The organism is Pseudomonas sp. MT3, assembly GCF_054720805.1.
Genome location: NZ_JBTVPY010000004.1, coordinates 38,657 through 63,208 on the forward strand (window position 1 = coordinate 38,657; position 24,552 = coordinate 63,208).

The following is a 24,552-nucleotide window of genomic DNA, read 5'->3' on the forward strand; positions in this document are numbered from 1 at the left end:
GGGCTCGGCACTCGGGCTAGCGGGTTACCCAGCGCGACGCAGGCGTCAGCGCTGGGACTCGAAATCGAGCAGCTTGCTGGCGACTTTCTGGCTGTCGACCTGATAGCTGCCATCGGCGATCGCCTGCTTGATGCGGGCCACCTTTTCCTTGTCGACCACGGGCTGGTCCTTCAGTTGATCGCTGACTTTCTGCAACTGCTGGGCGGTATCGCTGAGCTGTACCGATTCGCCGCTCTTGGGCGGAGCGTTGGCGGTGGCGGGCTCGGCCGGGGCTTCGCTGCGACCGTTCTGCGCAGCACCGCTACGGCCAGCGGTGGCTGGCGTAGAGGCCGGGTTCAGCCGGTTGAAGTCGATAACCATGTTGGAAACCTCTGGAGGTATTTGGACGCTTGCCAAGCTTTTCGGCCGGCAGGCGGAAAACTTTAGGCCGATTTTTTGCGCACCCGAGCACAGTTTAGTGAAGGCTGCGCCCATCATGCCAGACTCGGCGCACTACAGGTTGACTTCGACGGCTCCGGGCTCCACCACGCGCGCCTTGACGATACGCTGCGAACGCAGGTTGCGCACGCGGATCTGTTGGCCGGGCACGCCGTCGGAGAGGGCTTCGCCGGGCATCATCACGTGGATGGCGCTGGTGCGGGCGCGGATCACCACCTGGTCGCCCTTGCGGATCGCCTCGGCCTGTTCCAGGAAGACCGGTGCGAGCACCTGGTCGATCATTGCCGGGCGCCGGAGCTTGAAGCCGATCACCCGCTCGGGGTCGGTCAGGTAGCCCTGGGTCAGCGGGCCGACGTCGCGCTCCACCATCGAGATGTCGGCGGCTTCGATGACGTGGTCGCGCTTGAGCGGAAGGGTGGTGACGACCACCTGGCGGAACAGCTTCACCGTGGCCGGTACGAATACCGTCCACGGCGAACTGCCGTCGCAGCGCACCCGTACGGTGACGCGGCCGACCGGCTGGGCCGGGCTTTCCAGGGCCTGCGTCAAGTCCTTGTCGCATTGCACCAGGCGCAGGCGGGGGTCGATGCGCGCCACTTCGATTTCATAGCGCGCGTCGATTCCGCTGGTCCGCAGATAATCTTCCACTTTGAACTCAAGAAAGCCCTGGGTGGAGCCGATAAGGATTTCAGGCGCGGTGAAGCCGCCGGCCCTCGTGGGGCCGGCGGCCAGTGCGGCACATACACCGAGCAGGGCGGCCATGAGGTCGCGCGCGCTTCGGAACTGTCGGAAAAATGTCGTTGCCTGTTTCATGCAACGGGTTAAGCAATGGTCGTGCCGCCTGACGGGGTCGGGCGGCGTTGCGTGCAGGGGAGGCTCAATGGCCGGAGTCATGGATTCAGTCAACCAGCGGACGCAGCTGGTCGGCCAGAATCGTCTCGAGCTGCTGCTGTTCCGGCTGAACGGCAGCCAGTTGTACGGGATCAATGTGTTCAAGGTGAAAGAGGTACTGCAGTGCCCGCGCCTGACCGTGATGCCCAAGTCCAGCCAGGTGGTGCGCGGGGTGGCGAACATCCGTGGCGGCACCATTCCGATCCTCGATCTGGCGCTGGCCACGGGGCGTCACGCCCTGCGGGACATCGGCAACAGCTTCGTGATCATCACCGAGTACAACACCAAGGTGCAGGGCTTCCTGGTGCACTCGGTGGAGCGCATCGTCAACATGAACTGGGAGTCGATCCACCCGCCGCCCAAGGGCACCGGCCGCGACCACTACCTGACGGCGGTGACGCGAGTCGATAACCAGCTGGTGGAAATCATCGACGTGGAGAAGATCCTCGCCGAGGTGGCGCCAACCCCGGAAGACATCTCCGAGGGCGTGCTGGATGCCGACACCCAGGCCCGCGCGGTGAGCAAGCGCGTGCTGGTGGTGGACGATTCCTCGGTGGCGCGCAAGCAACTGGTGCGCTGCCTGGAGACCGTCGGCGTCGAGGTGCTGGCGCTGGGCGATGGCCGCCAGGCGCTGGACTACCTGCGGCAGATGGTGGAGGCGGGCGGGCATCCGGGCAGCGAGCTGCTGATGGTGATCTCGGACATCGAGATGCCGGAAATGGATGGCTACACCCTGACCGCGGAAATCCGTCACGACCCGCGCATGCAGGATGTGCATATTCTCCTGCATACTTCGCTGTCCGGGGTGTTCAACCAGGCGATGGTGAAGAAGGTCGGCGCTGACGACTTCCTCGCCAAGTTCCGTCCCGACGACCTGGCCGCCCGCGTGGCGGACCGGATCAAGGCGGTGGACGGCACGGCGGCCTGAGTAGGCCCGTGCGGGTCAATGGGGCGGCGCCGGTGCCGCCCCCCGGTCTTCGGCTATGGTTTTTGAACACCGGTCAGGCAGTTGCCGCCGTGTCGACGGCAACCGTCCATGAGTAAAGAGGCGTATCTGTGACATCCACCAATGCTGATTTCGAGCTGTTCCGGGATTTCCTGGAGAAGACCTGCGGCATCCTTCTGGGCGCCAACAAGCAGTATCTGGTCGCCAGCCGCTTGAACAAGTTGATGGAGCAGCAGGGCATCAAGTCCCTCGGGGAACTGGTGCAGAAGGTCCAGGGCCGCAGCCAGTTGCGCGAGCAGGTGGTGGACGCCATGACCACTAACGAGACCCTGTGGTTTCGCGATACCTATCCCTTCGACGTGCTGAAAAGCCGGGTGCTGCCGGAGATGATCAAGGCCAGCCCCGGCCAGCGCCTGCGCATCTGGTCGGCGGCCTGCTCCTCGGGACAGGAACCCTATTCGCTGTCGATGTCCATCGACGAATTCGAGCGCACCAACCTCGGCCAGCTCAAGGCCGGCGTGCAGATCGTCGCCACCGATCTTTCCGGCTCCATGCTCACTGCCTGCCGCGCCGGCGAGTACGACAGCCTGGCCATCGGCCGCGGCCTGTCGCAGGAGCGCCTGGCCCGCTACTTCGACCAGAAGACGCCGGGGCGCTGGACGGTCAAGCCGGCGATCAGGAGCCGCGTGGAGTTTCGCGCGCTGAACCTGCTGGACAGCTATGCCACGCTGGGCAAGTTCGACATGGTGTTCTGCCGCAATGTGCTGATCTATTTCTCGGCGGAGATGAAGCGCGACATCCTGCTGCGCATCCATGCCACGTTGAAGCCGGGCGGGTACCTGTTCCTCGGTGCGTCGGAAGCGCTCAATGCGTTGCCGGACCATTACCAGATGGTCCAGTGCAGTCCGGGGATCATCTACAAGGCCAAGTGATGGGGGGGCGGGGGCTTGATGGTTTTTCAGGATGAATGACGTTTCAAGCGTTATCCGCCGTCTTGGTCGGTGTTTCTGCGTCGCTCCGCCCCTACGAAAGGCAACCAGAAGCGGCAGCGGTGCAGAAGGGCGGCGCGCTTGCCGCCTTGCTCCCGGCGGCAAGGAAACCGGTTGCCGCTTGCCGCTGTTTGCCGCCCCTTGCCGCTCTCGATATGCACTCAAGCCATTGATATTAAAGGATATGTAAATCTGGCACGCACCTTGCTGAAGTGTTGGCAAGCCCACACCGGCAAACAGGTTCGCGACCATGAGCATCAGCTTCGACAAAGCCCTCGGCATCCACCAGCAAGCGCTGAGCTTCCGCTCCCAGCGCGCTGAAGTCCTGGCCAACAACCTGGCCAACGCCGACACGCCGAACTACAAGGCGCGCGACCTGGATTTCGCCTCGGTGCTGGCGGCCCAGTCCGACAAGCTCAAGAACGGTACCTTCAACGCCACCCGGACCAACGCGCACCACATCGCCGCCGAGGGTTTCGGCATGGGCGACGAGTCGCTGAAGTACCGCAACCCGACCCAGCCGTCGATCGACCAGAACACCGTCGATGAACAGATCGAACAGTCCAACTACGCGGAGAACTCCGTGCAGTTCCAGGCCTCCTTCACCTTCCTCAACAACAAGTTCAAAGGGCTGATGAACGCCCTGCGCGGGGAGTAATCGCCATGTCGCTCGCCAGTGTCTTCAACATCGCCGGTACCGGCATGAGTGCCCAGACCACCCGTCTGAACACCACCGCGTCGAACATCGCCAACGCTGAGACCGTCTCCTCCAGCGTCGACCAGACCTACCGTGCCCGCCACCCGGTGTTTGCCACCCTGTTCCAGCAGGCCTGGGGCGGCGACCAGGGTTCGCTGTTCGGCGAGACCGACCAGGCCGGCACCGGCGTGCAGGTGCTGGGCGTGGTCGAGGACAAGAGCTCGCTGATCCCGCGCTACGAGCCCAACCACCCGGCCGCCGACAAGGATGGCTACGTCTACTACCCCAACGTCAACGTGGTGGAGGAGATGGCCGACATGATCTCCGCCAGCCGCGCGTTCCAGACCAACGCGGAAATGATGAACACCGCCAAGCAGATGATGCAGAAGGTCCTGACCCTGGGTCAGTAAGCGCTGAGGAAGCACGATGAGCATCGACAACAGCAGCATCAATGGCACCGGCTCGGTTCTGGACCAGTACTCGATCCAGAACGACAGCAAGGGCACGACCGGCAAGAACAACCTCGGCAAGGATGAGTTCCTCAAGCTGCTGGTCGCGCAGATGAACAACCAGGACCCGATGTCGCCGCAGGAAAACGGCGAGTTCATCGCCCAGCTGGCGCAGTTCAGTACCGTGGAAGGCATCCAGTCGCTGAACAGCAGCATGGACAGCATCCTCTCCAACTACCAGTCGTCCCAGGCCCTGCAGGCCTCGTCGCTGGTGGGGCGCAAGGTCATCGTGCCGACCGACAAGTCGATGGTCGACACCGCCGAAACCTTCAAGGGCACCTACACCCTGCCGGTTTCCACGGCCAACAGCTGGGTCAACATCTATGACGACAAGGGCACCCTGGTGAACCGCATCGAGATGGGCCAGCAGACCGCCGGCAACGTCAACTTCATGTGGGACGGCAAGGATTCGAGCGGCAATCTCATGCCGCCGGGACGCTACAAGTTCGAGGCGCAGACCAACTACGAAGGCCAGACCTACGGCCTGACCACCTTCCTGCCGGCCAACGTCGACAGCGTGACCCTCGGGCAGAACGGCGGCGAGCTGACGCTGAACCTCGCCGGGCTGGGCAGCATCGGCCTGTCCAAAGTGCAGATCATCGGCCAGTAACGGACCAGACCAGGAGCCATCGAGCTGGCGCTGGGCAAGGCTGAAGTGGACGAGGACGCGGTTTGCAAATGAGCCGTCCGAGCCCGCTTCCAACACCGCCCAGCCGACGCGCAGAGGCTCCTGAACAGATTCGCGTCGGCGATACCGACAAGGAGATTAGAGATGTCTTTCAATATCGGACTCAGCGGCATCAAGGCCGCCTCCAGTGACCTGAACACCACCGGCAACAACATCGCCAACGCCAGCACCGTCGGCTTCAAGCAGTCACGTTCGGAGTTCTCCGATGTCTATGCCGCCTCCGTGCTGGGCTCCGGCAGCAACCCGGTCGGCAGCGGCGTGCTGCTGTCCAACGTCTCGCAGCTGTTCAACCAGGGCACCATCGATTCCACGCAGAACGCGCTGGACATGGCCATCAACGGCAACGGCTTCTTCGTCACCAGCAACAACGGCGCGATCAGCTACACCCGTGCCGGCTACTTCGGTACCGACAAGAACGGCTATGTGGTCGACAACAACGGCTACCGCCTGCAGGGCTACCCGGTGAACGGCCAGGGCCAGTTGCAGAACGGCGTGGTCGGAGACCTGCGCATCGAAACCGGCAACCAGGCGCCGAAGGCCACCAGCCAGATCGCCCAGACCTTCAACCTGAACTCCACCAACACCACGCCGACGGTCACCCCGTTCAACGCCAACGACCCGACCACCTACAACTCCTCGACCTCGGTGAACGTCTACGACAGCCAGGGCAATGCCCATGTGCTGACCCAGTACTTCACCAAGACCGGTCCCAACGACTGGACCATGAACGTGCTGGTTGACGGCCGCAACCCGGGCAATCCGACCGACGATACCGCCGCCATCACCGCTGCGACCAATGCGGCGGGTGCGACGGGGGCCGATGCGGCGAGCGTTCTTGCGGCGGTCAGCGACCCTGCCGCCGGTGCCTCGGCGGCTGCCGTCGCCGCCGCCACCGCAGCGGCCAATGCTCCGGGCGCCACCGCCGCCAGCGTGCTGGCCGCGGTCAACGGCATGGGCAGCAGCCCGTACCAGGTCAACCTGACCTTCAGCGCGGCCGGCCAGTTGCTGACCCAGACGCCGGTGAACAACCTCACGGGCGATGGCTTCACCCCGAACCCAAATGGCGACGGCACCCTGGTGCTGGGGGACTGGATCCCGGCGATCTCCGACGGCAAGACCCCGCCGACCTGGAACGCCAACGGCGCCACCCCGAACACGGGTGGCATCACCCTGGACGTGCGCAAGTCCACCCAGTACGCCACGGCCTTCGCGGTGAACAGCGTCAACCAGGACGGCTACACCACCGGCCAGCTATCGGGCCTGGAAATCGACGACCAGGGCAACATCTTCGCCCGTTACACCAACGGCCAGTCCAAGGTGCAGGGCCAGGTGGTGCTGGCGAACTTCGCCAACGTCCAGGGCCTGAACCCGATCGGCAAGACCTCCTGGGTGCAGTCCTCGGAGTCCGGCGAGCCGGTGATCGGCACCCCGCGTTCGGGCACCCTTGGCGCGTTGCAGTCCGGTGCGCTGGAGGCGTCCAACGTCGACCTGTCCAACGAACTGGTGGACCTGATCGTCGCCCAGCGCAACTACCAGGCCAACGCCAAGACCATCCAGACCGAGGATGCGGTCACCCAGACCATCATCAACCTGCGCTAAGGCCCTGCTCGCTCCTGCAACTGGCCACCTGCGCCGACGTTCAACTGTAGAGTGGACTTCGTCCGCAATGCTTTTCGTAGGAACACAACGTTATCCGCCGCGCTGGGTACCGCTTCGCTCGGCGCCATCCTGCAGAGAGCGGCAAGTCCCCTTGCCGGTGGCGGCAGGGCATCGCCGCCGCCGGCTTCGAAAGGCTCCTTCGGGAGCCTTTTCTTTTTAAAAGCACTTGTAAATCAATCTCTTGGACTCGATATCCAGTTCTGGCACGTCCCTTGCTGAATAGCCTTCAAACGCCCGCGAGCGGCAATCGACGCGGGCCTGGAGGATTCGATGGACAAGATGCTGTACGTGTCGATGAGCGGGGCGAGCCAGAACACCCTGGCCATGCGCGCTCACGCCAACAACCTGGCGAACATTTCCACCAACGGCTTCCGCCGCGACTTCGAGCAGGCGCGTTCGATGCAGGTGTTCGGCGACAGTTTCCCGTCGCGGGTCTACGCCATGAGCGAGCGCCCGGCCACCGACTTCTCCGCCGGCAGCCTGCAGGAAACCGGTCGCGACCTCGATGTCGCCGCCAGGGGCGACGCCTGGATCGCCGTGCAGGCGCCCGACGGCAGTGAAGCCTATGTGCGCACCGGCAGCCTGGAAATCGACGCCCTCGGCCAACTGCGCACCGGCGACGGTTTGCCGGTGATCGGCAATGGCGGGCCGATCGCCGTGCCGCCGCAGGAAAAGATCGACATCGGCGAAGACGGCACCATCAGCATCCGTGGCCTGGGCGACAACCCCAGCGTGGTGGCCGAGGTGGACCGCATCAAGCTGGTCACCCCGGATCCCAGGCAACTGGAGAAGGGCCTCGACGGCCTGGTGCGGGTCAAGCAGCAGCCGGGCCAGCCGGCGCCGCAGGCCGACGCCAACGCCAACGCCACGATCGAGTCGGGCTTCCTCGAAGCGAGCAACGTCAACGCGGTGGAAGAGATGACCTCGATCCTCTCGCTGTCCCGCCAGTTCGAGCTCCACGTAAAGATGATGCGCACTGCCGAAGACGATTCGGCAGCGATGGCGCGGGTTTTGCAATTCAGCTAATCACCTGATCGAGGCGCCATGAATCCGGCGCCCGAGGAGAACGACGATGCTTCCGGCACTGTGGGTCAGCAAGACGGGTCTTTCGGCCCAGGACATGAACCTGACCACCATTTCCAACAACCTGGCGAACGTTTCGACCACGGGCTTCAAGCGCGACCGCGCGGAGTTCCAGGACCTGCTGTACCAGATCAAACGTCAGCCGGGCGCCAATTCCACCCAGGACAGCCAACTGCCGTCGGGCCTGCAACTGGGCACCGGCGTGCGCATCGTCGGCACCCAGAAGAACTTTACCGAAGGCAGCCTGCAGACCACCGACCAGCCGCTGGACATGGCGGTCAACGGCCGCGGCTTCTTCCAGGTCCTGATGCCGGACGGCACCGTCGGCTACACCCGCGACGGCAGCTTCCACCTGGACTCCGACGGCCAGATCGTCACCGCCAACGGCTACGCGCTGGAGCCGGCCGTGGTGGTGCCGAACGAGACCCAGACCTTCACCGTCGGCCAGGACGGCACCGTCTCGGTGACCACCAACGCCAACCCGCAGCCGCAGATCATCGGCAACATCCAGACCGCCGACTTCATCAACCCGGCCGGCCTGCAGGCGATCGGCAACAACCTGTTCCTGGAGACCGGCTCCAGCGGCGCGCCGCAGGTCGGCACGCCGGGGCTGAACGGCCTGGGCACCGTGCAGCAGAACACCCTGGAAAACTCCAACGTCAACGTGGTCGAGGAACTGGTGAACATGATCACCACCCAGCGCGCCTACGAGATGAACTCCAAGGTGATCTCCACCGCCGACCAGATGCTCTCCTTCGTCACCCAGAACTTGTAGTGAATGACGGAGCCCCAGGCTCCCGTGAGTCGTAATCGCTCTCCCCGAGAGGTAGCTGTAAATGAACCGTTCCCACCTTCTTCCGCTGCTGGCCATCGCCGCGCTGGCCGGGTGCGTCAGTCCTCCGCCGAAACCGGACGACCCCTATTACGCCCCCGTGCTGCCGCGTACCCCGGTGCCCGCCGCGCAGAACAACGGTTCGATCTACCAGGCCGGTTTCGACAACAACCTCTATGGCGACCGCAAGGCCTTCCGCGTGGGTGACATCATCACCATCACCCTCAACGAGAAGACCCAGGCCAGCAAGAAAGCCAACTCGGACATCTCCAAGGACAGCAACACCAAGCTCGGCCTGACCTCGATGTTCGGCAGCGGCCTGACCACCAACAACCCCATCGGCGGCGGCGACCTCAGCCTGAGCGCCGAGTACGGCGGCTCCCGCGATGCCAAGGGCGACAGCCAGGCCGGGCAGAGCAACAGCCTGACCGGCTCGGTGACCGTCACCGTGGCCGACGTCATGCCCAACGGCATCCTCGCCGTGCGCGGCGAGAAGTGGATGACCCTGAACACCGGCAACGAGCTGGTGCGCATCGCAGGGCTCATCCGCGCCGACGACATCGCCACCGACAACACCGTGCCGTCCACTCGCGTGGCCGATGCGCGCATCACCTACTCGGGCACCGGTGCGTTCGCCGATGCGAGCCAGCCGGGCTGGTTCGATCGCTTCTTCCTCAGCCCGCTGTTCCCGTTCTGAACAGGGTGAATGTCATGCTCATCGTAGGAGCGAGCTTGCTCGCGAAATTCTCTGCCAAAGGTGTTCGCGAGCAAGCTCGCTCCTACATCTTCCTGATGCTCTGTGCGCTGCTGGCCGTGCCGGCCGCCCATGCCGAGCGGCTCAAGGACATCGCCAGCATCCAGGGCGTACGCAACAACCAGCTGATCGGCTACGGCCTGGTGGTGGGCCTCAACGGCAGCGGCGACCAGACCACCCAGACGCCGTTCACCCTGCAGACCTTCAACAACATGCTGGCGCAGTTCGGCATCAAGGTGCCGGCCAACGTCGGCAACGTGCAGCTCAAGAACGTCGCGGCGGTGTCCGTGCACGCCGACCTGCCGCCCTTCGCCAAGCCGGGCCAGGCCATCGACATCACCGTGTCCTCCATCGGCAACGCCAAGAGCCTGCGCGGCGGCAGCCTGCTGATGACCCAGCTCAAGGGCATCGACGGCCAGACCTACGCCGTGGCCCAGGGTAACCTGGTGGTCGGCGGCTTCGACGCCGAAGGCCGCGACGGCTCGAAGATCACCGTCAACGTGCCGTCGGCCGGCCGCATCCCGGCGGGCGCCATCGTGGAACGCGCGGTGCCCAGCGGCTTCGACCAGGGCAACAGCCTGACCCTGAACCTCAACCGCCCGGACTTCACCACCGCCAAGCACATCGTCGACCGCATCAACGACCTGCTCGGCCCGGGCGTGGCCCAGGCCATCGACGGCGGCTCGGTTCGCGTCAGCGCGCCGCTGGACCCTAACCAGCGCGTGGACTACATGTCGGTCCTGGAAAACCTCGACGTGCAGGCCGGCGAAGCCGTGGCCAAGGTCATCATCAACTCGCGCACCGGCACCATCGTGATCGGCCAGAACGTGCGCGTGTCGCCGGCCGCCGTGACCCACGGCAGCCTCACCGTGACCATTACCGAAGACCCCATCGTCAGCCAGCCCGGCCCCTTCTCCAACGGCCAGACCGCCGTGGTGCCGCGCTCGCGGGTGAACGCCGACCAGGAAGCCAAGCCGATGTTCAAGTTCGGCCCGGGCACCACGCTGGATGAAATCGTCCGCGCCGTTAACCAGGTGGGCGCCGCGCCCAGCGACCTGATGGCGATCCTCGAAGCCCTGAAACAGGCCGGCGCGCTGCAAGCCGACCTGATCGTGATCTGAGGACGCCAGCGTGGACGCCAAACTCTTCTCTGCCGGCACCTCCGGCGGCAACTCCGGGGCCTACACCGACCTCAACCGCCTGGCGCAGCTGAAAAGCGGCGCCGGACGCGACAGCGAAGGCAACATCCGCAAGGTCGCCCAGGAGTTCGAATCGCTGTTCATGAACGAAATGCTCAAGTCGATGCGCTCGGCCAACGACGTGCTCGCCGAAGGCAACTTCATGAACACCTCGACCACCAAGCAGTACCAGGAAATGTACGACCAGCAACTGGCCGTCAGCCTGTCCACCAAGGGCCACGGCATCGGCCTGTCGGACGTGCTGACCCGCCAGTTGTCGCAGATGAACGGCGGCAAGCGCAGCGCGGCGGCGAACCCCTTCGCCAAGGTTGCCGAGACGTCCACCTGGCCGTCCACCCAGGGTGTCAACGCCAGCGGCAAGACCTTGCCGCAACCGGCGCAAGGCCGCGACGACTCCAGGCTGCTCAATGCCCGTCGCCTGTCCCTGCCGGGCAAATTGGCCGACCGCGTGATGGCCGGCATCGTGCCGGGCGCCGCCAGCGCGGAAGGGCCGGGCAAGCCGCTGGCCAGCAACGATTGGCAGACCGCCAAGTCCTACGCCAGCGCCGTGGACGCCATCGACGCCGCCGCCGGCGCCCAGGACCTCAGCGGCCGCCGCTACGCCCAGCCGCCGCTGGCGCCGGGCAAGTCGGCGTTCGGCTCGCGGGATGAGTTCATCTCCACCATGCTGCCGATGGCGCAGAAGGCTGCCGAGCGCATCGGCGTCGACCCGCGCTACCTGGTGGCCCAGGCCGCGCTGGAAACCGGCTGGGGCAAATCCATCATCCGCGACCAGGACGGCTCCAGCAGCCACAACCTGTTCGGCATCAAGTCCGGTTCCAGCTGGGACGGCGACTCCGCGCGGGCGGTGACCAGCGAATACGTGAACGGCAAGAAAGTGAAGGAAGTCGCGGCGTTCCGCTCCTACGACTCCTTCGAGCAGAGCTTCAACGACTACGTGAGCTTCCTGCAGAACAACGACCGCTATTCGGACGCCCTGGATTCCACCCAGCGCCCCGAACAGTTCATGAAGGAACTGCAGCGCGCCGGCTATGCCACCGATCCGAACTACGCCCGCAAGGTTGCGCAGATCGCCAAGCAGATGCAGGTGTACCAGGCGGTCGCCGCGGCGGACACCCCGCCCCTGGGTTAGTAGGGCCTGTCGATGCTCCGTTGTGGCCTCGACGGTTCCCGTTTTGCGCAGGGTAGGGCGCAAGGAGAAGTTTTAGTGATTTCAAATAGACAACCCAGCAGCGCACGCTGCGCAAAACAGGAACCGTCCCTTCGGGTTGCGCGGCAAATCGCGCCATGCTGCGTTGCGGGACTTGCCAAGGGACTGACCATTGCCTGCGTCCCGCGTCTGGCCTGGCGCGATTTGGCGCAGCAACGCGGCTCACAACGAAACACCGACAGGCCCTAAGGAAAACAAGCAATGAGCGATCTACTGTCCATTGGCCTGTCCGGCATCCGGTCCAACCAGACGTCGCTGGGGGTGACCGGCCACAACATCGCCAACGTCAACACCCCCGGCTATTCCCGCCAGCAATCGGTGCAGCAGACCGGTATCCCGCAGTACAGCGGCGCCGGCTACATCGGTTCGGGCAGCCAGGTGGTGGACGTGCGCCGGCTGGCCAGCGACTTCCTGTTCTCCCAGGTGCGCACCGCCACCAGCCAGTCCAACGAGCTGAGCGCCTTCCAGGGACAGATCGAACAGCTCGACGCCTTGCTGTCGGACACCACCACCGGCATCAGCCCTGCGCTGCAGAAGTTTTTCGCCGCGCTGCAGACCGCCGCCGCCAACCCCTCCGCCACCGAGGGCCGCGAGGCGCTGCTGGCGGAAGCGCAGGGGGTGTCGAAGTCCTTCAACACCCTGTACGACCAGCTCGACAAGCAGAACAGCCTGATCAACCAGCAGCTCGGCTCGCTGGCCAACCAGGTCAACGCCCTGGCGACCAGCGTCGCCAGCTACAACGATGCCATCGCCAAGGCCAAGGCCGCCGGCGGCCAGCCCAACGACCTGATCGACGCCCGCGAGGAGACCATCCGCAAGCTCTCCGAGCTGATCGGCGTGCAGGCCGTGCCCCAGGACGACAGCAGCGTCAACCTGTTCATCGGCACCGGCCAGCCGCTGGTGGTGGGTACCACCACCTCGGCGCTGCAGGTAGTGCCGGGCAAGGACGACCCCACCCGCTTCCAGGTGCAACTGGTCAGCGGCAGCGCCGTGCAGACCATCACCAGCCAGGTTTCCGGCGGCCAGATGGGCGGCCTGCTGGCTTATCGCGATACCGCGCTGGACGCCTCGTACAACAAGCTCGGGCAGATCGCCGTGACCTTCGCCGATGTCGTCAACAAGCAGCTCGGCCAGGGCCTGGACCTGTCCGGCAATGCCGGCAGCAAGCTGTTCGGCGACATCAACGACCCGACCATCACCGCGCTGCGGGTTGTTGCCCTGTCCGGCAACACTGGCACCGTCAGCCCCAGCCTGAACATCACCGACACCAGCAAGCTCGGCGTCAGCGACTACCGCCTGGAATACGACGGCACCAACTTCACCGCGCGGCGCCTCTCCGACAATGCACCGATCAACGTCACCGTGACCGGTACCGGCCCCTACACCCTGAGCTTCGCCGACGGCAGCGGTGGCGACCAGGGCTTCCAGGCGACCATGAACAGCCTGCCGCCGGCCGGTGACGGCTTCACCCTGCAGCCCACCCGCCGCGGCGCCTCGGACATCAATACGGCGCTGACCAAGGGCGACCAACTGGCCTTCGCCGGCACCGCCCGCAGCGAGGCCACCACCAACAACCGGGGCACTGGCGCCATCGGCCAGCCCAAGCTCACCAGCGGCCCCTCGCCGGTGGTGATCGGCGATCTGCAGAACCTGTTCGGCGCGGGCGGCCTGAGCCTGAGCTTCGACGCCACCGGCAATACCCTGACCGGTACGCTGCCGGCGGGCGCCACGCTGAACTACGTTTCGCCCGCGACCACCGTCCTGACCTCCGGGCAGACCAACACCCTGCGCCTGGACTACACCGACCCGGGCACCGGCAATAAGTACAGCTACGAGTTCACCCTGAGCGGCGTGCCCCAGGCCGGCGATACCTTCACCCTGGGCATGAACACCAAGGGCATCTCCGACAACAGCAACGCCCTGGCGCTCTCCGGCCTGCAAAGCAAGCCCACCGTCGGCGGCACCGGCAGCACCGGCGCCAGCTTCAACGACTCCTACGGCGGCCTGGTGGAGCGCATCGGCACCCTGACCGCGCAGGTGCGCAACAACGCTGACGCCAGCGCCACCGTGCTCAAGCAGGCCCAGGACAACCGTGACTCGCTGTCAGGCGTGAACCTGGACGAAGAGGCGGCTAACCTCATCCAGTTCCAGCAGTACTACAGTGCGTCGGCCCAGGTGATCCAGGTCGCTCGTTCCCTGTTCGACACGCTGATTGGCGCGTTCCGCTGATAGAGGAAGTTGACCATGCGCATCTCCACCATCCAGGCATACAACAACTCGGTCGGCGGCCTGCAGAAGAACTACGGCAACGTCACCCGCACCCAGGAGCAGATCAGCACCGGCAAACGCATCCTCACCCCGGCGGACGACCCGGTGGCGTCGGTGCGGCTGCTGCAGCTGAGCCAGGAGCAGTCGCTCAACGACCAGTACAAGAGCAACATTACGGCGGCGAAGAATAGCCTGACTTCCGAAGAAGCAGTGCTGCAATCGGTGGGCAACGTCATCCAGCGCATACGCGAGATCGCTGTCGAGGCCGGCAACGGCGCGCAGGATTCCTCCGACAAGAGCTCGCTGGCCACCGAACTCGCCCAGCGCGAGGACGAACTGATGAACCTGCTCAACAGCAAGGACGCCAGCGGCAAGTACCTGTTCTCCGGGAGCCAGGGCGACACCCAGCCCTTCGTGCGCAACCCGGACGGCACCTATACCTACCAGGGCGATGAGAGCCAGCGCCAGGTGCAGATCGCCAGTAGCACCTTCCTCGGCATCAGCGACAGCGGCAAGCTGCTGTTCGACAGCGCCAACAACGTCAACCGCGTGACCACCGGCAGTGGCGGCACCAACACCGGCACCGGCCGTATCTCGCTGGGCCTGGTGAACGACAAGCAAGCCTACGACGGCACCTTCCCGTCGAGCGTGCCGCCGGCCGCCACCGATGGCATCGGCATCCGCTTCCTCGACGACAAGAACTACGAGGTCTACGACCTCAACGACCCGGCCCTGCCGGGCAGCTACACGCCGCTGAAGACCGGGGCCATCGACGACAACCCGCAGACCAACGACTTCATCGAGTACGGTGGCGTGAAGGTGCAGATCGACGGCAAGCCCGCGACTGGCGACACCTTCACCATCAACCGAGACCCGTCCACCGAGAAGAAGGGGCTGCTCAACGTCGTAGCCGACCTGCGCAAGGCGCTGTCGAGCGCGACCGACGACCAGGAAGGCAACTACCGGATCCGCGACGCCACCGCCGTGGCCATCTCCAACCTCGACTCGGTGAACACCCAGGTGCTTTCCGGGCAGGGCAAGATCGGCGCGCGGCTCAACGTGATCGACTCCACCGAGACCTTCATCGACGACGTGAAGCTGGTGAACACCGGCGTGATCTCCGACCTCCAGGACCTGGACTACGCCGAAGCGCTGTCGCGCCTGTCGATGCAGTCCACCATCCTCCAGGCGGCACAGCAGAGCTACGTGAAGATCAGCGGGCTGAGCCTGTTCAATTTCCTCAACTGATCGCTCGCCGATGATTAAAAGCCCACGCGCCTAAAGCCGTGGGCTTTTTTGTCGAAAACATTTTGCACGGAACCTGCTTTTCGTAGGAGCGAGCTTGCTCGCGAACCGCCTCGGCTCCGGAGTCGCCAGTGAATCCGTTCGCGAGCAAGCTCGCTCCTACAGGTTCGTTTGGCGGGATTGATCTGCAAGTGACTGATTCAAAAGATGAAAAAAATCTCTTGAATTTTCTCTAAAGCTCACTGGATCAGCGCCGATACATAAATCGAATGCGAATTCTTGGTGTCCCTGAGCAAGCAGGCCGAGATATCGCAAGCTCAGGAACGAACAGGACCTCTGAAGGAGACCATCATGGCCCTTACCGTCAACACGAACATTGCTTCCCTCAACACCCAGCGTAACCTCAATGGCTCGTCCAACGCGCTGAGCACCTCGCTGCAGCGTCTGTCCACCGGTTACCGCATCAACAGCGCCAAGGATGACGCCGCCGGCCTGCAGATCTCCAACCGTCTGACCAACCAGATCAACGGCCTGAACGTTGCCACCCGCAACGCCAACGACGGTATCTCCCTGGCGCAGACCGCTGAAGGCGCCCTGCAGCAGTCCACCAACATCCTGTCGCGTATCCGTGACCTGTCCCTGCAGTCCGCCAACGGCTCCAACAGCGATGCCGACCGCGCTGCCCTGCAGAAGGAAGTTGCTGCCCAGCAGGCCGAACTGACCCGTATCGCCGATACCACCACCTTCGGCGGCCGCAAGCTGCTGGACGGCTCCTTCGGTACCTCCAGCTTCCAGGTCGGTTCCAACGCCTACGAAAACATCAATGTCAGTCTGAATGATGCATCTGCGGACTCCATTGGTTCTTACCAGGTTGGTTCTAAAACCGGTACTACCAAGACCGCCGGCCTGGTGGCGGATCCGGCCGCCGCGTTCACTGCTGGAACTATCACTGTCGTTGGTGGTGGTGCTACCAAAGACGTTGCGGTGGTAGCAGGCGATAGCGCCAAGACCCTGGCTTCAAAGTTCGATGGTGCTATCCCTGGGCTTTCCGCCACTGCTCGGACAGTATTCAAGGCCGACATTTCTGGCGCGAACGCCGCAGGCCTGACCTTCGACGTATCGGTTGGTAGCTCCACTGTAAAACTAGTTGGCGTGACTGATACCAAGGATCTGGCTGATCAGCTCAAATCCAACGCTTCCAAGCTGGGGATTTCGGTCAACCTGGATGACACTGGCGTATTGACGGTGGAATCGGCTACCGGCGAAAACGTCAAATTTGGTGTGATCACCGGTACTGGAGCTTTGAACGTCAATGCCCAGGATGCCTCCGGTAACTTTGCAGCTGCTGCTTCGCCAGTTGCCGCTGCCACGGGGGGGGCGGTTGTTGGCTACCTGCAGCTGAACTCCTCGAGCGCGTACTCTGTGAGCGGTACTAGCGTGGCTGAAGTCTTCGGTCAAACCAAAGCGGTCCAAAGCAAGGTATCTGACGTGGATATCTCGACCGTCGACGGCGCTCAGCGCGCGATCGCTGTGATCGACAACGCCATGGCCGCGATCGACTCCCAGCGTGCCGACCTCGGTGCCGTGCAGAACCGCTTCAGCAACACTATCGACAACCTGACCAACATCTCGGAAAACGCCACCTCCGCCCGTAGCCGTATCAAGGACACCGACTTCGCCGCGGAAACCGCGTCGCTGTCGAAGAACCAGGTACTGCAGCAGGCCGGTACCGCGATTCTGGCCCAGGCCAACCAGCTGCCGCAGTCGGTACTTAGCCTGCTCCGCTAATACCGGAACGAGTTTTAAGGCAGCCACAGGAGGAGGGGGAAACCCTTCCTCCTTTTTGCCTTTTGCGAGGGGATGCAGATGGACATCATGAATATCGCTTCGACTACGCTGCTGGGTAGCGGCAAGTCTCCGATGGCCACCGCGCCTGCCGGGGCTGTGCGTGCTGCAGGTGCCCCGACGGAAGCACAGCAGGATGCCGCCAGCTCTGCGCAGGACCAGCGTGGACAGCTGGATACTGCAGTTGCCAATATTCAGTCCTATGCACAGTCGGTTACGCGAAACCTGAATTTCAGCATCGATGACTCCACCGGCGACGTGGTGGTCAAGGTCATCGATGGCGAATCCGGAAAGGTTGTGCGGCAAATTCCTTCCGAGGAAGTGCTAAAGCTTGCCGCCCAGCTCGATGATATTCGCAGTCTGATGTTCGAAGCCCACGCCTGACACGGGTTGGATGTATTGGCATGGTGCTTGCCTTATCGATACGGCAAGGACTATTGCTCGCGGAATTTTGACGGAGGTGGAAGATGGCAGGTGTAACCGGGATCGCGACAGGGAATGACTACACAGCCCTGATCACGTCGATCGTCAATCTCGAGAGGGCTCCCAAGCAGTCGCAATTGGATACGCTCGAGAAGAACACCACCACCAAACTCACTTCCCTGGGGCAACTCAAGAGTGCCATCAGTGATTTCCAGGCGGCACTGACAGCACTTAACAGCCCATCGTCATTTCTGGCGCGTACCGCCAAGTCTTCCGACGAAACCATTTTCAAGGCTACTGCTACACAGAGTGCCGCTGCAGGCAGCTATCAGATCCAGGTCCAGCAGTTGGCTGGCACAAGCAAGGTAGCTCTTCAGTCGGTTTCCAACAGCGCTGATGCCAAGTTCAATAGCGGCACGCTGAAGATATCCCTGGGCGACAGCGAGGTAGTGTCGATTGATATCGACCCCTCCAACAACACCTTGGCTGGCGTGCGGGATGCAATCAACAAGCAGTCTTCCACTTCAGGCGTCACAGCCACGGTTATTTCGGACGCGTCCGGCTCCCGCTTGGTGCTCAATAGCACAAAATCCGGTGATGGCAAGGACATCAAGGTCGAGGTTTCGGGAGAGGGGACTGATGGCGATACCAGCCTGAGCAAGCTGGCTTTCGACCCTGCCACTGCCAGGAGCCTGGCCTCGCTGACGGATGCCGAGAAAGCGGCAGGGCTTGGCGGCTATGTGAGTAAGGCGCAAAGCGCGAAGCTGACCGTGGATGGCCTCTCGGTCGTGAGCGAGACAAATACCGTGACCTCCGCGATTGAGGGCGTCAGCATCAATCTGACCAAGGTCACCGCAGTCGACACACCTGTCACCCTGACCGTTGGCCGTGACGAGGATGGTGTCAAGGCGAACGTGCAGAAATTCGTCGATGCCTACAACAAGCTCATCACCTACACCAATGCGCAAACCAAGGTGACTTCCGTTGGCGAGGACAAGGCTCCCGTCACCGGCGCGTTGGTGGGTGACGCTTCGGTCCGCTCGATGCTCAATGCCGTGCGCAATGAAATGGTCGCTCCCAATGCCAATGGCGGCAGCTTCAACAGTCTGGCCAGCCTTGGTGTGACCACGAAGAAAGACGGTACCCTGGAAATCGACAGCGACAAGCTTGCCAAGGCAGTCAGCGCCGACTTCGAAGGCGTTTCGGCCTATTTCACCGGTGATAATGGGCTGGCCAACCGGCTGGGCAACAAGCTCAAGGCCTATAGCGACGCCGATGGCATCCTCGATCAACGTACGGACATCCTGCAGCGCACGCTGACCAGCGTCGACAAGCAACAGGCCGATCTGGATCGCCGCATCTCTGCCTTGCAGGATCGTCTGAACAAGCAGTTCTCGACCATGGACAATCTGGTCGCTCAGCTCACCAAGACCGGCAACAACCTCGCAAGCCAACTGGCCAGCATGCCCTTCGCCAACAAGAGCAGCAGCTAAGCCCATGATTCGCGCGACGCCCTGGCCGGGCTCGCGCGGCCACGGCAAAAAATTTCTCCAACCCGCCTTCAAGCTCCTGCTTCACTGGCCGATACCCTGGTCAGTAGATGAATTCCCCGCAGGAGCCTGCCATGTACGCCATGAGAGCCATGAAGCAATACCAGCAAGTCAGTCTGGAGTCGCGCGTTGCCGAGTCCTCGCCGCACGCTCTGATCCAGATGCTGATGCAGGGTGGTCTGGAGCGCATGGCGCAGGCTCGTGGCGCCATCGAGCGTGGCCAGCTGGCCGAGCGTGGCGAGCTGATCAGCAAGGCCATCGGCATCGTCGGCGGTCTGCGCGAGGCGCTGAACCTGGAGCTGGGCGGCGAACTGGCGTTGAACCTCGATCGACTTTACGGTTACATGACCGAGCGCCTGCTGGAGGCCAACCGCAGTGGCGATGCCGCGATCCTCGACGAGGTGTCCGGCCTGCTGCGTGAAGTGAAATCGGGCTGGGATGCGATCTCCGCCTGAAGGAAGGACGAGTCATGAATCAGGCCATGCAACAACTCAACGAAACCCGCGCCGCGCTCTCCGCAGCGATGCACAGCAAGGACTGGGACGCCATCGGCGAACTGGACCGCATGTGCCGCGAGCAGGTGGACGTGGCCATGCAGGACGCCGAGCGCGACGAGCAGGCCCTGCGTGACACCATGGAGCAGCTGCTGGCGCTCTACGGTGAGCTGGTCAAGGTCTGTACCGCCCAGCGTACCGCCATCGGCGAGGAACTGACCGCCGTGCGTCGCTCCAGCCAGGGCGCCAAGGTCTACCAGATGTTCGGCTGATCCGGTCGGATCAGCTTCCCCCCGGCGGCCCGCGGGCCGCCGCCGTGTTTGTGCGAACCGCTCCTCGGTTCGATTGCCATGATCCGGGTCAACGCCCTTCGTCGGGCAGTATCAAAAAAAGCACGCCATAAATTTGACTCTTCCCGTGTTTTTGACTTTACTAGTGGCCAAATGCTGGCGATCACGGGGAATTGTGTCATCGCCAGGCTCGTGTCAGCAGCCGTTCGACGGCCTCAAAGCCCCGGGATGACAAGCTAAAGATGTGGCGCGAAACCAAGATTCTCCTGATCGACGACAACCAGGATCGGTGCCGTGACCTCTCGGTCATCATCGGTTTCCTGGGTGAAGACCAACTCTCCTGCGGCAGCCGCGAGTGGCGCCAGGCGGTCGACGCGTTGCCCAACGGCAGCCGCGACGTGCTCTGCGTGCTGCTCGGCAACGTGGAAAGCAAGGGCGGATCGCTGGAACTGCTCAAGCAACTGGCGAGCTGGGACGAGTACCTGCCCGTGTTGCTGCTCGGCGAGCCGGCGCCCGGCGACTGGCCCGAGGAGTTGCGCCGCCGCGTGCTGGCCAGTCTCGAGATGCCGCCCAGCTACAACAAGCTGCTCGACTCCCTGCACCGCGCCCAGGTCTACCGCGAGATGTACGACCAGGCCCGCGAACGCGGCCGTCAGCGCGAGCCCAACCTGTTCCGCAGCCTGGTCGGCACCAGCCGTGCCATCCAGCAGGTGCGGCAGATGATGCAGCAGGTCGCCGACACCGACGCCAGCGTGCTGATCCTCGGCGAGTCCGGGACCGGCAAGGAAGTGGTGGCGCGCAACCTGCACTACCACTCCAAGCGCCGCGACGCGCCTTTCGTGCCGGTCAACTGCGGCGCGATCCCGGCGGAGCTGCTGGAAAGCGAACTGTTCGGCCATGAGAAGGGCGCCTTCACCGGCGCCATCACCAGCCGCGCCGGCCGCTTCGAACTGGCCAACGGCGGCACCCTGTTCCTCGACGAGATCGGCGACATGCCGCTGCCGATGCAGGTCAAGCTGCTGCGCGTGCTGCAGGAGCGCACCTTCGAGCGCGTGGGCAGCAACAAGACGCAGAACGTCGATGTGCGCATCATCGCCGCGACCCACAAGAACCTCGAGAAGATGATCGAGGACGGCAGCTTCCGCGAGGACCTGTACTACCGCCTCAACGTCTTCCCCATCGAGATGGCCCCGCTGCGCGAGCGCGTGGAGGACATCCCGCTGCTGATGAACGAGCTGATCTCGCGCATGGAGCACGAGAAGCGCGGGTCGATCCGCTTCAACTCCGCCGCCATCATGTCGCTCTGCCGCCACGACTGGCCGGGCAACGTGCGCGAGCTGGCCAACCTGGTCGAGCGCCTGGCGATCATGCACCCCTATGGCGTGATCGGCGTGGGCGAGCTGCCGAAGAAATTCCGTCACGTCGACGACGAGGACGAGCAACTGGCGAGCAGCCTGCGCGAGGAACTGGAAGAGCGCGCGGCGATCACCGCCGGCCTGCCGGGCCTCGACTCGCCGGCCATGCTGCCGGCCGAGGGCATCGACCTGAAGGACTATCTCGCCAACCTGGAGCAGGGGCTGATCCAGCAGGCGCTGGACGATGCCTCCGGCGTGGTTGCCCGTGCCGCCGAACGCCTGCGCATCCGCCGCACCACTCTGGTGGAGAAGATGCGCAAGTACGGCATGAGCCGTCGTGAAGAGGAAATGGCGGAGGATTGACGCCTCCGTCATGCTCGTTTCTATAAGTCATTGAAAGTAAACGATTAATTTTTAGGCACGCGGTTTGCTAAGACTCATCCGACCGACAGTTCTACGACGTCGGACGGATGAGAGAACCGCATGATGCCAGTCGCCCAACGCCAGCCCGAAACGACCTCCCACGCTCCCGTCGCCGTGAGCGGTTCGCTGGAGGAAAGTAGCCGCGCGAACCTGGAACAGGCTTTCGCCCTGTTCAACCAGATGTCCAGCCAGCTCAGCGAGTCCTACAGCCTGCTGGAAGCGCGCGTCACCGAGCTCAAGGGGCAACTGGCCCTGGTCAGCGCCCAGCGCATGCAGGAGCTGGCCGAGAAGGAGCGCCTGGCCAACCGCCTGCAGAGCCTGCTCGACGTGTTGCCCGGCGGCGTTATCGTGATCGACGGCCAGGGTGTGGTGCGCGACGCCAACCCGGTGGCGGTGGCGCTGCTCGGCAAGCCGCTGGTGGGCATGCTCTGGCGCGAAGTGATCGCCCGCAGCTTCGCCCCGCGCGCCGACGACGGTCATGAAGTGTCCCTGCGCGATGGGCGCCGCGTGTCCATCGCCATTCGCTCGCTGAACGGCGAGCCCGGCCAGCTCATCCTGCTCAACGACCTGACGGAAACCCGTCGCCTGCAGGACCAACTGGCCCGCCACGAACGCCTGTCCGCGCTGGGCCGCATGGTCGCCTCGCTGGCTCACCAGATCCGTACGCCGCTGTCCGCCGCCATGCTCTATGCCAGCCACCTGAGCGAGCAGGCCCTGCCGCTGGAACAGCAGCAGCGTTTCGCCGGGCGCATCAAGGAGCGCCTGCACGAGCTGGAAAACCAGGTGCGCGACATGCTGGTGTTCGCCCGTGGCGAACTGCCGCTGCCGGATCGACTGGCGCCGCCGCAGTTGTTCGCCAGCCTGCGTGCCGCCGCCGAATCCCATGTCACCGGCCTGAATGTCCGTTGGCAGTGCGACGCCCGCGCGGGCGACTTGCTGTGCAACCGCGACACCCTGGTCGGCACGCTGCTCAACCTGGTGGAGAACGCCATCCAGGCCGCCGGCCGCGAAGTGCGGCTGAAGGTGCACCTGTATGCGCGCGGCGACAGCCTGCGCCTGTCCATCAGCGACAACGGGCCGGGCATGAGCGCCGAAACCCTGGCGCGCCTGGGCGAGCCCTTCTTCACCACCAGGACCACCGGCACCGGCCTCGGGCTGGCCGTGGTCAAGGCCGTCGCCAAGGCCCACCAGGGCGAGCTGCGCCTGCGCTCGCGCCCCGGCCGAGGCACCTGCGCCACCCTGATCCTGCCGCTGATCGTGGCTCAATCCATCGCTCACAAGGAATGAACACCATGACCGCCAAAGTCCTGCTGGTCGAAGACGACCGTGCCCTGCGTGAAGCCTTGTCCGACACCCTGATGCTCGGCGGGCACGACTTCGTCGCCGTCGACTGTGCCGAGGCCGCGCTGCCGGCGTTGGAGAAAGACGCCTTCAGCCTGGTGATCAGTGACGTGAACATGCCGGGCATGGACGGGCACCAGTTGCTGGGCCTGATCCGCGCGCGTTATCCACAGCTGCCGGTGTTGCTGATGACCGCCTACGGCGCGGTGGACCGCGCGGTGGAAGCCATGCGCCAGGGCGCGGCGGATTACCTGGTGAAACCTTTCGAGCCGAAGGCCCTGCTGGAGCTGGTGGCGCGTCATGCCCTCGGAACCGTCGCCAGCGGCGAAGACGACGGGCCGGTGGCGCTGGAGCCGGCCAGTCGGCAATTGCTGGAATTGGCCGCCCGCGTGGCGCGCAGCGATTCCACCGTGCTCATCTCCGGCGAGTCCGGCACCGGCAAGGAAGTGCTGGCGCAGTACATCCACCAGCAATCGCCGCGTGCGGCCAAGCCGTTCGTGGCGATCAACTGCGCGGCGATCCCGGACAACATGCTCGAGGCCACCCTGTTCGGCCACGAGAAGGGCGCCTTCACCGGCGCCATCGCCGCCCAGCCGGGCAAGTTCGAACTGGCCGACGGCGGCACCATCCTCCTCGACGAAATCTCCGAGATGCCGCTGGGCCTGCAGGCCAAGCTGCTGCGCGTGTTGCAGGAGCGCGAAGTGGAGCGCGTCGGCGCACGCAAGCCGCTCAGCCTGGACATCCGCGTGCTCGCCACCACCAACCGCGACCTGCTCGGCGAAGTGGCGGCGGGGCGCTTCCGCGAGGACCTGTACTACCGTCTTTCGGTCTTCCCGTTGGCCTGGCGCCCGTTGCGTGAGCGTCCCGCCGACATCCTGCCGTTGGCCGAGCGGCTGCTGGCCAAGTACGTCCGCAAGATGAACCTGGCGCCGGTCAGCCTCGGTGCCGATGCCCGCGCCGCCTTGCTGGCGCACCCCTGGCCGGGCAACGTGCGCGAACTGGACAACGCCATCCAGCGCTCACTGATCCTGCAGCAGGGCGGTCAGGTGCAGGCTGCCGACCTGTGCCTGACCGCGCCTATCGGCCATGCGCCGCGTCCGGTGCTGGCCGCCGTGCCCATGCCGCAGGCTCCTGCCAGCGTCGAATTTCCGTCGCCGGCCGTGCAGGACGCGGGCGCGCTGGGGGAAGACCTCAAGCGCCGGGAGTTCCAGATGATCATCGACACCCTGCGCAGCGAGCGCGGCCGCCGCAAGGAAGCCGCCGAGCGCCTGGGAATCAGCCCGCGTACCCTGCGCTACAAGCTGGCGCAGATGCGCGATGCGGGGATGGATGTGGAGGCCTATCTGTACGCCAGTTGATGGATTGCGAGTTCCCCTCTTGGCCCGCCGTTGTGCGGGCTTTTTCTTGGTGGCGCTCGGTGGTT

At 64.2% G+C, this 24,552-nt stretch carries 23 protein-coding genes; 21 read left to right on the plus strand and 2 right to left on the minus strand.

What is annotated here, in order from left to right:
• Nucleotides 1-45: 45 nt before the first annotated feature.
• Together flgM and flgA are read right to left on the minus strand one after the other, a co-directional pair.
• Entirely contained in the window at nt 46-360 is a 315-nt protein-coding gene (flgM, locus tag ACYCAX_RS05315; RefSeq protein WP_460247538.1) for a flagellar biosynthesis anti-sigma factor FlgM, read from the minus strand.
• Nucleotides 361-492: 132 nt separating this feature from the next.
• Nucleotides 493-1,200: a flagellar basal body P-ring formation chaperone FlgA gene (gene flgA, locus ACYCAX_RS05320; protein WP_015476493.1), complete on the minus strand. Its 708-nt coding sequence runs from the start codon at nt 1,198-1,200 to the stop codon at nt 493-495.
• Nucleotides 1,201-1,318: 118 nt separating this feature from the next.
• Between flgA and ACYCAX_RS05325 the strand changes: the two genes are divergently transcribed.
• From ACYCAX_RS05325 to fleR, 21 genes are all read left to right on the plus strand, one after another.
• Nucleotides 1,319-2,257 (plus strand): chemotaxis protein CheV, encoded by a 939-nt coding sequence (locus tag ACYCAX_RS05325; protein WP_015476494.1) that lies wholly within the window; start codon nt 1,319-1,321, stop codon nt 2,255-2,257.
• A gap of 128 nt (nt 2,258-2,385) precedes the next feature.
• Complete coding sequence (cheR, locus tag ACYCAX_RS05330; protein ID WP_015476495.1) at nt 2,386-3,207, plus strand: protein-glutamate O-methyltransferase CheR; 822 nt, start codon at nt 2,386-2,388, stop codon at nt 3,205-3,207.
• Nucleotides 3,208-3,514: 307 nt separating this feature from the next.
• Entirely contained in the window at nt 3,515-3,922 is a 408-nt protein-coding gene (gene flgB / locus ACYCAX_RS05335) for a flagellar basal body rod protein FlgB (protein ID WP_015476496.1), read from the plus strand.
• Nucleotides 3,923-3,927: 5 nt separating this feature from the next.
• The gene (gene flgC / locus ACYCAX_RS05340; RefSeq protein WP_460247539.1) at nt 3,928-4,371 is read left to right on the plus strand and encodes a flagellar basal body rod protein FlgC; all 444 of its coding nucleotides are present in this window, start codon (nt 3,928-3,930) and stop codon (nt 4,369-4,371) included.
• Between the two features lie 16 nt (nt 4,372-4,387).
• On the plus strand, nt 4,388-5,080 hold the full coding sequence (flgD, locus tag ACYCAX_RS05345) for a flagellar hook assembly protein FlgD (RefSeq protein ID WP_015476498.1): 693 nt from the start codon (nt 4,388-4,390) through the stop codon (nt 5,078-5,080).
• A 162-nt stretch (nt 5,081-5,242) separates the two neighbouring features.
• Nucleotides 5,243-6,757 (plus strand): flagellar hook protein FlgE, encoded by a 1,515-nt coding sequence (locus tag ACYCAX_RS05350; protein WP_015476499.1) that lies wholly within the window; start codon nt 5,243-5,245, stop codon nt 6,755-6,757.
• A gap of 330 nt (nt 6,758-7,087) precedes the next feature.
• Nucleotides 7,088-7,843, plus strand: a complete 756-nt coding sequence (locus ACYCAX_RS05355) for a flagellar basal body rod protein FlgF (RefSeq protein ID WP_460247540.1) — start codon at nt 7,088-7,090, stop codon at nt 7,841-7,843.
• 46 nt (nt 7,844-7,889) lie between these two features.
• Nucleotides 7,890-8,675 (plus strand): flagellar basal-body rod protein FlgG, encoded by a 786-nt coding sequence (flgG, locus tag ACYCAX_RS05360; RefSeq protein ID WP_015476501.1) that lies wholly within the window; start codon nt 7,890-7,892, stop codon nt 8,673-8,675.
• Between the two features lie 61 nt (nt 8,676-8,736).
• Nucleotides 8,737-9,429 (plus strand): flagellar basal body L-ring protein FlgH, encoded by a 693-nt coding sequence (gene flgH, locus ACYCAX_RS05365; RefSeq protein WP_015476502.1) that lies wholly within the window; start codon nt 8,737-8,739, stop codon nt 9,427-9,429.
• Between the two features lie 95 nt (nt 9,430-9,524).
• Complete coding sequence (locus ACYCAX_RS05370; protein ID WP_041712513.1) at nt 9,525-10,607, plus strand: flagellar basal body P-ring protein FlgI; 1,083 nt, start codon at nt 9,525-9,527, stop codon at nt 10,605-10,607.
• 10 nt (nt 10,608-10,617) lie between these two features.
• Nucleotides 10,618-11,817 (plus strand): flagellar assembly peptidoglycan hydrolase FlgJ, encoded by a 1,200-nt coding sequence (gene flgJ / locus ACYCAX_RS05375; RefSeq protein ID WP_460247541.1) that lies wholly within the window; start codon nt 10,618-10,620, stop codon nt 11,815-11,817.
• A gap of 279 nt (nt 11,818-12,096) precedes the next feature.
• Complete coding sequence (gene flgK / locus ACYCAX_RS05380) at nt 12,097-14,124, plus strand: flagellar hook-associated protein FlgK (protein ID WP_460247542.1); 2,028 nt, start codon at nt 12,097-12,099, stop codon at nt 14,122-14,124.
• A gap of 15 nt (nt 14,125-14,139) precedes the next feature.
• Complete coding sequence (flgL, locus tag ACYCAX_RS05385; RefSeq protein WP_460247543.1) at nt 14,140-15,411, plus strand: flagellar hook-associated protein FlgL; 1,272 nt, start codon at nt 14,140-14,142, stop codon at nt 15,409-15,411.
• Nucleotides 15,412-15,759: 348 nt separating this feature from the next.
• Entirely contained in the window at nt 15,760-17,196 is a 1,437-nt protein-coding gene (locus tag ACYCAX_RS05390) for a flagellin (RefSeq protein WP_460247544.1), read from the plus strand.
• A gap of 78 nt (nt 17,197-17,274) precedes the next feature.
• Complete coding sequence (locus ACYCAX_RS05395) at nt 17,275-17,637, plus strand: flagellar protein FlaG (protein WP_460247545.1); 363 nt, start codon at nt 17,275-17,277, stop codon at nt 17,635-17,637.
• An 83-nt stretch (nt 17,638-17,720) separates the two neighbouring features.
• Entirely contained in the window at nt 17,721-19,169 is a 1,449-nt protein-coding gene (gene fliD, locus ACYCAX_RS05400; protein ID WP_460247546.1) for a flagellar filament capping protein FliD, read from the plus strand.
• 131 nt (nt 19,170-19,300) lie between these two features.
• Nucleotides 19,301-19,681: a flagellar export chaperone FliS gene (gene fliS / locus ACYCAX_RS05405; RefSeq protein WP_460247547.1), complete on the plus strand. Its 381-nt coding sequence runs from the start codon at nt 19,301-19,303 to the stop codon at nt 19,679-19,681.
• 14 nt (nt 19,682-19,695) lie between these two features.
• Complete coding sequence (fliT, locus tag ACYCAX_RS05410) at nt 19,696-19,992, plus strand: flagellar protein FliT (protein WP_370601076.1); 297 nt, start codon at nt 19,696-19,698, stop codon at nt 19,990-19,992.
• 260 nt (nt 19,993-20,252) lie between these two features.
• Nucleotides 20,253-21,728, plus strand: coding sequence for a sigma-54 dependent transcriptional regulator (locus ACYCAX_RS05415; protein ID WP_460247548.1), 1,476 nt, complete (start codon nt 20,253-20,255; stop codon nt 21,726-21,728).
• A gap of 120 nt (nt 21,729-21,848) precedes the next feature.
• Complete coding sequence (locus ACYCAX_RS05420; RefSeq protein WP_294973487.1) at nt 21,849-23,075, plus strand: sensor histidine kinase; 1,227 nt, start codon at nt 21,849-21,851, stop codon at nt 23,073-23,075.
• Nucleotides 23,076-23,080: 5 nt separating this feature from the next.
• Nucleotides 23,081-24,487, plus strand: a complete 1,407-nt coding sequence (gene fleR / locus ACYCAX_RS05425) for a sigma-54-dependent response regulator transcription factor FleR (protein ID WP_460247549.1) — start codon at nt 23,081-23,083, stop codon at nt 24,485-24,487.
• Nucleotides 24,488-24,552: the final 65 nt, after the last annotated feature.

Bases quoted from the DNA above. Each gene is read 5' to 3' on its own strand.
- flgM (WP_460247538.1), bottom strand. From the start codon at position 360: ATGGTTATCGACTTCAACCGGCTGAACCCGGCCTCTACGCCAGCCACC.
- flgA (WP_015476493.1), bottom strand. From the start codon at position 1,200: ATGGCCGCCCTGCTCGGTGTATGTGCCGCACTGGCCGCCGGCCCCACG.
- ACYCAX_RS05325 (WP_015476494.1), top strand. From the start codon at position 1,319: ATGGCCGGAGTCATGGATTCAGTCAACCAGCGGACGCAGCTGGTCGGC.
- flgB (WP_015476496.1), top strand. From the start codon at position 3,515: ATGAGCATCAGCTTCGACAAAGCCCTCGGCATCCACCAGCAAGCGCTG.
- flgC (WP_460247539.1), top strand. From the start codon at position 3,928: ATGTCGCTCGCCAGTGTCTTCAACATCGCCGGTACCGGCATGAGTGCC.
- flgD (WP_015476498.1), top strand. From the start codon at position 4,388: ATGAGCATCGACAACAGCAGCATCAATGGCACCGGCTCGGTTCTGGAC.
- ACYCAX_RS05350 (WP_015476499.1), top strand. From the start codon at position 5,243: ATGTCTTTCAATATCGGACTCAGCGGCATCAAGGCCGCCTCCAGTGAC.
- ACYCAX_RS05355 (WP_460247540.1), top strand. From the start codon at position 7,088: ATGGACAAGATGCTGTACGTGTCGATGAGCGGGGCGAGCCAGAACACC.
- flgG (WP_015476501.1), top strand. From the start codon at position 7,890: ATGCTTCCGGCACTGTGGGTCAGCAAGACGGGTCTTTCGGCCCAGGAC.
- flgH (WP_015476502.1), top strand. From the start codon at position 8,737: ATGAACCGTTCCCACCTTCTTCCGCTGCTGGCCATCGCCGCGCTGGCC.
- ACYCAX_RS05370 (WP_041712513.1), top strand. From the start codon at position 9,525: ATGCTCTGTGCGCTGCTGGCCGTGCCGGCCGCCCATGCCGAGCGGCTC.
- flgK (WP_460247542.1), top strand. From the start codon at position 12,097: ATGAGCGATCTACTGTCCATTGGCCTGTCCGGCATCCGGTCCAACCAG.
- flgL (WP_460247543.1), top strand. From the start codon at position 14,140: ATGCGCATCTCCACCATCCAGGCATACAACAACTCGGTCGGCGGCCTG.
- ACYCAX_RS05390 (WP_460247544.1), top strand. From the start codon at position 15,760: ATGGCCCTTACCGTCAACACGAACATTGCTTCCCTCAACACCCAGCGT.
- ACYCAX_RS05395 (WP_460247545.1), top strand. From the start codon at position 17,275: ATGGACATCATGAATATCGCTTCGACTACGCTGCTGGGTAGCGGCAAG.
- fliD (WP_460247546.1), top strand. From the start codon at position 17,721: ATGGCAGGTGTAACCGGGATCGCGACAGGGAATGACTACACAGCCCTG.
- fliS (WP_460247547.1), top strand. From the start codon at position 19,301: ATGTACGCCATGAGAGCCATGAAGCAATACCAGCAAGTCAGTCTGGAG.
- fliT (WP_370601076.1), top strand. From the start codon at position 19,696: ATGAATCAGGCCATGCAACAACTCAACGAAACCCGCGCCGCGCTCTCC.
- ACYCAX_RS05415 (WP_460247548.1), top strand. From the start codon at position 20,253: ATGTGGCGCGAAACCAAGATTCTCCTGATCGACGACAACCAGGATCGG.
- ACYCAX_RS05420 (WP_294973487.1), top strand. From the start codon at position 21,849: ATGATGCCAGTCGCCCAACGCCAGCCCGAAACGACCTCCCACGCTCCC.
- fleR (WP_460247549.1), top strand. From the start codon at position 23,081: ATGACCGCCAAAGTCCTGCTGGTCGAAGACGACCGTGCCCTGCGTGAA.